The sequence below is a fragment of the Dolichospermum sp. UHCC 0352 genome, from assembly GCF_009711925.1.
Lineage (GTDB): Bacteria > Cyanobacteriota > Cyanobacteriia > Cyanobacteriales > Nostocaceae > Dolichospermum > Dolichospermum lemmermannii.
Genome location: NZ_VIKY01000082.1, coordinates 1 through 3,916, shown reverse-complemented (window position 1 = coordinate 3,916; position 3,916 = coordinate 1). Strand labels below are relative to the sequence as shown.

The window sequence follows — 3,916 nt, the reverse complement described above, 5'->3', positions numbered from 1 at the left end:
TCCTGACTCCTGACTCCTGACTCCTGACTCCTGACTCCTTTTTAAAATATGACACAAGCACAGTTACAAGAAACGGATAATAGCCCCAAACCAACGGAAGAACACCAGGAAAGGCATTGGCGAGACTTTTTCGGTTTTAGTACCGACCATAAGGTGATTGGAATTCAATATCTGGTCACTTCGTTTGTTTTTTACTGCATTGGCGGCGTAATGGCTGATTTAGTGCGGACAGAATTACGGACTCCAGAGGTAGATTTTGTCACGCCAGAAGTCTATAACAGCCTGTTTACCCTCCATGCCACAATCATGATTTTTTTGTGGATTGTGCCAACAGGGGCGGGATTTGCTAACTATTTAATCCCGCTGATGATTGGGGCGAGAGATATGGCATTTCCGCGCCTGAATGCGGTAGCTTTTTGGATGGTTCCCCCAGCAGGTGTATTACTGGTTGCTAGTTTGGCGGTAGGTGATGCCCCGGATGCTGGTTGGACTTCTTACCCGCCGCTGAGTTTGGTGACAGGCCAGGTGGGTGAGGGGATTTGGATTATGAGTATCTTGCTATTGGGAACTTCTTCGATTTTGGGGGCGATGAATTTTCTCGTCACCATTTGGAAGATGCGTGTTCCTAGTATGGGCATCTTTCAAATGCCGTTGTTTTGTTGGGCGATGATAGCAACTTCGGCTTTAGTGTTGGTATCTACACCAGTATTAGCTGCGGCTTTGATTTTGTTGGGTTTTGATTTGTTGGCAGGAACAAACTTTTTTAATCCCTCTGGGGGCGGAGATCCTGTTGTTTATCAGCATATGTTCTGGTTCTATTCTCACCCAGCGGTTTATATTATGATTTTGCCTTTCTTTGGGGCAATTTCGGAAATTCTGCCAATTCATGCCCGCAAACCGATTTTTGGCTATAAAGCGATCGCTTTTTCATCCCTAGCTATCAGTTTCTTAGGCTTAATCGTCTGGGCGCACCATATGTTTACCAGTGGTGTTCCCGGTTGGTTGCGGATGTTTTTCATGATCACGACGATGATCATCGCTGTCCCCACTGGGATTAAAATTTTCGGTTGGTTGGCAACTATTTGGGGTGGCAAAATCCGCCTCAATAGTCCCATGTTATTTGCGATCGGCTTTTTAGCAACTTTTGTAATTGGTGGTATTAGTGGCGTAATGTTGGCTGCTGTTCCTTTTGATATTCACGTTCACGATACTTACTTTGTGGTGGCACATCTCCACTATGTTTTGTTTGGTGGTAGTGTGTTAGGGATTTTTGCGGCTATTTATCACTGGTTCCCGAAAATGACGGGACGGAAAATGAACGAATTTTGGGGTCAGGTGCATTTTGCCTTAACCATGATTGGTTTAAATATGACTTTCTTGCCCATGCACAAACTCGGACTCATGGGGATGAATCGCCGGATTGCTGAATATGATCCTAAGTTCACGGCTTTGAATGAAATCTGTACCTACGGATCTTATATATTGGCGGTTTCGACGTTACCATTTATCATCAATGCCGTTTGGTCTTGGTTCTATGGGGAAAAAGCCGGTAATAATCCTTGGCAAGCGTTAACTTTGGAATGGATGACTTCTTCTCCTCCCAGTATTGAGAATTTTGAAACTCTTCCGGTTTTGACTACTGGCCCCTACGATTATGGGGTGAGTGAGGAACGGGTGGAAACTGAATCTGTGTTAACTCCCCAAACTGAATCAGCACTTTAGGGGATTGACATGACCCGCCCAGAACTGAAGTTCCGGGCTAATAACTAAAGTCCGTTAAAACGGACTAGAAATTTCTTTTAGTCGTCTTTAGACGACTTTCGCTATTAGACTCAGAATTCATTGTGAGGCGGGCTAGTAGTCTGTCAAGATAAAAATGATGGACTGTAGTGTGAGCGTCTCGCTCACGCGGGCAAGATGCCCGCACTACCAAAAACCCGTCAAAATAAATTTGACAGACTACTAGATAAAAATGAAATAGCCCTGCCTTGAACCCATTACCAATTACTAATTTATGCAAGGTCAAATTATTGACACGGGGAAAACTGAATTAAGTCACCACACAACTGTTTCTCATCATGAGGAACATCCAGATCATCGTTTGACTGGTCTATTTATGTTCCTTGTGGCTGAGGGAATGATTTTTATGGGTTTGTTTGGTGCATACCTGACTTACCGTTCTACTATTCCGGTTTGGCCACCAGTAGGGACACCGGATTTAGAATTGTTGTTACCTACTGTGAATACTTCTATTTTGATAGCTAGTAGTTTTGTGATGCACAATGCTGATACTGCTATTAAAAAGAATGATACTAAGGGAATGCGGGTTTGGTTGGCAATTACCGCAGTTATGGGGGCGATTTTTTTGGCGGGTCAGGTTTATGAATATGCTCATTTAGAGTTTAGTCTGACTACCAATTTATTCGCTAGTACGTTTTATGTGTTGACTGGGTTTCACGGCTTGCACGTTACCATCGGTGTTTTAGCGATTTTAGCAGTGTTGTGGCGATCGCGTACCCCCGGACACTACAGCAATGAAAAACGATTCGGGATTGAAGCAGCGGAAATTTACTGGCATTTTGTAGATGTAATTTGGATTATTTTGTTCGGATTACTGTATTTACTCTAGGTATTTATTACTTAGTTGTTCACTCCACTCGAATAACCTACAATCCCCCTCTCTTTGGGGGTTTTTTATTTTCTCTCTTTAAACTTTCTCAACTTGCTTGGGTGCTTCCATTAGAGTAAATAATTGTCCTAATCTAATTATTCGCAAAATTTGATGATTTATTTGGAGATTTAAGAGTTATTATTTTTAGCAAAGATAAATTTAAAAACTTTCATAAACCGAATTAATGTGGTGTCTTATCCCCCAGTTTGTATTTCACAGCCTAGCTGTCCTATTCATTTAGTTGGCAAAACAGGACAAGCTGTAGAGATTTCTATTCATACTCCCAGTCCATATATCTGTGCCAATTGCGAACAGATCTTACCAGATTGGAAACAGCAGCAGTTTTTGTGGGTAGTGGTTGTTTTACAGCAATCACAATATTCTCTAGAAGAAATGACCACAGAAACAGAAATAGAAAAGGAAAAGCTGCGGGAAAAATTTATGCGTTTTGGTTGCGATTTGGCATTTAATTTGCGCGACCGCGGGTATTTAACAGACTTGATAGATCCCCGGACAGGTTATCCATTACTGTCTCATTCTGGCTTAGTTCCCCACGATGATACAGCAGTAGCCCAAGCCTTACTCAAGTATCCCGCAATTGAAAATAAATGCCATGTTCTTGTGCATCCTCAATGGGGAACTGCTGTTTATCCCAGTGTCATGCTTTCAGAAGCACCTCCAGACATCATTGAATCAGTCACTAAAGCCATAGCACCAATGCACGGTTGGATAGAGGTTTAGTAGAGCAAGGGGATGTAGGGGGGAGGAGGTAGGGGAGGTAGGGGAGGTAGGGGAGGTAGGGGAGGTAGGGGAGGTAGGGAGAATATTTATCTTTCCTATTGCTCAGTCCCCAGTCCCAATTACCCAGTCCCCAATCCCCAGTCCCCATTACCAGTGATTTAGATGATTTGTTCTATCTCAGAAATTTCGGGAATCATTTCTTTGAGACGGCGTTCAATTCCCATTCTCAGAGTCATAGTAGAACTAGGACAAGAACCACAAGCACCCTGTAATCGGAGCTTAACAATTGGTCCATCCAATTCTACAATTTCCACGTTACCACCATCAGAAATGAGATAAGGGCGCATCTCGTCTAATACGGTTTCTACATTTTCTAGCGTTAGTTCCATTCTTTTAGACCTGCTTAGTAAATAAATTGGTAATTATCCAAGTTGCTAATTATCTAGTTTAGGCTGGAAATGGATAATTGGTTAGTTGTTAGTAGGGGCGAAGCATTTGGAAGAT

4 protein-coding genes are annotated in these 3,916 nt (G+C 42.6%); 3 read left to right on the top strand and 1 reads right to left on the bottom strand.

Annotated elements, in window-relative coordinates; genetic code table 11:
- Positions 1-48: 48 nt before the first annotated feature.
- The 3 genes from ctaD (at position 49) to FJR06_RS05365 (ending at position 3,412) form a co-directional block, all read left to right on the top strand.
- Positions 49-1,722: a cytochrome c oxidase subunit I gene (gene ctaD, locus FJR06_RS05375; protein ID WP_015081010.1), complete on the top strand. Its 1,674-nt coding sequence runs from the start codon at positions 49-51 to the stop codon at positions 1,720-1,722.
- A gap of 292 nt (positions 1,723-2,014) precedes the next feature.
- Entirely contained in the window at positions 2,015-2,629 is a 615-nt protein-coding gene (locus FJR06_RS05370) for a heme-copper oxidase subunit III (RefSeq protein WP_015081009.1), read from the top strand.
- A gap of 228 nt (positions 2,630-2,857) precedes the next feature.
- Complete coding sequence (locus FJR06_RS05365; protein WP_015081008.1) at positions 2,858-3,412, top strand: methylmalonic aciduria and homocystinuria type D protein; 555 nt, start codon at positions 2,858-2,860, stop codon at positions 3,410-3,412.
- A 158-nt stretch (positions 3,413-3,570) separates the two neighbouring features.
- On the opposite strand, the gene FJR06_RS05360 is transcribed toward FJR06_RS05365, so the two are convergent.
- Positions 3,571-3,801 (bottom strand): NifU family protein, encoded by a 231-nt coding sequence (locus FJR06_RS05360; RefSeq protein ID WP_015079343.1) that lies wholly within the window; start codon positions 3,799-3,801, stop codon positions 3,571-3,573.
- Positions 3,802-3,916: the final 115 nt, after the last annotated feature.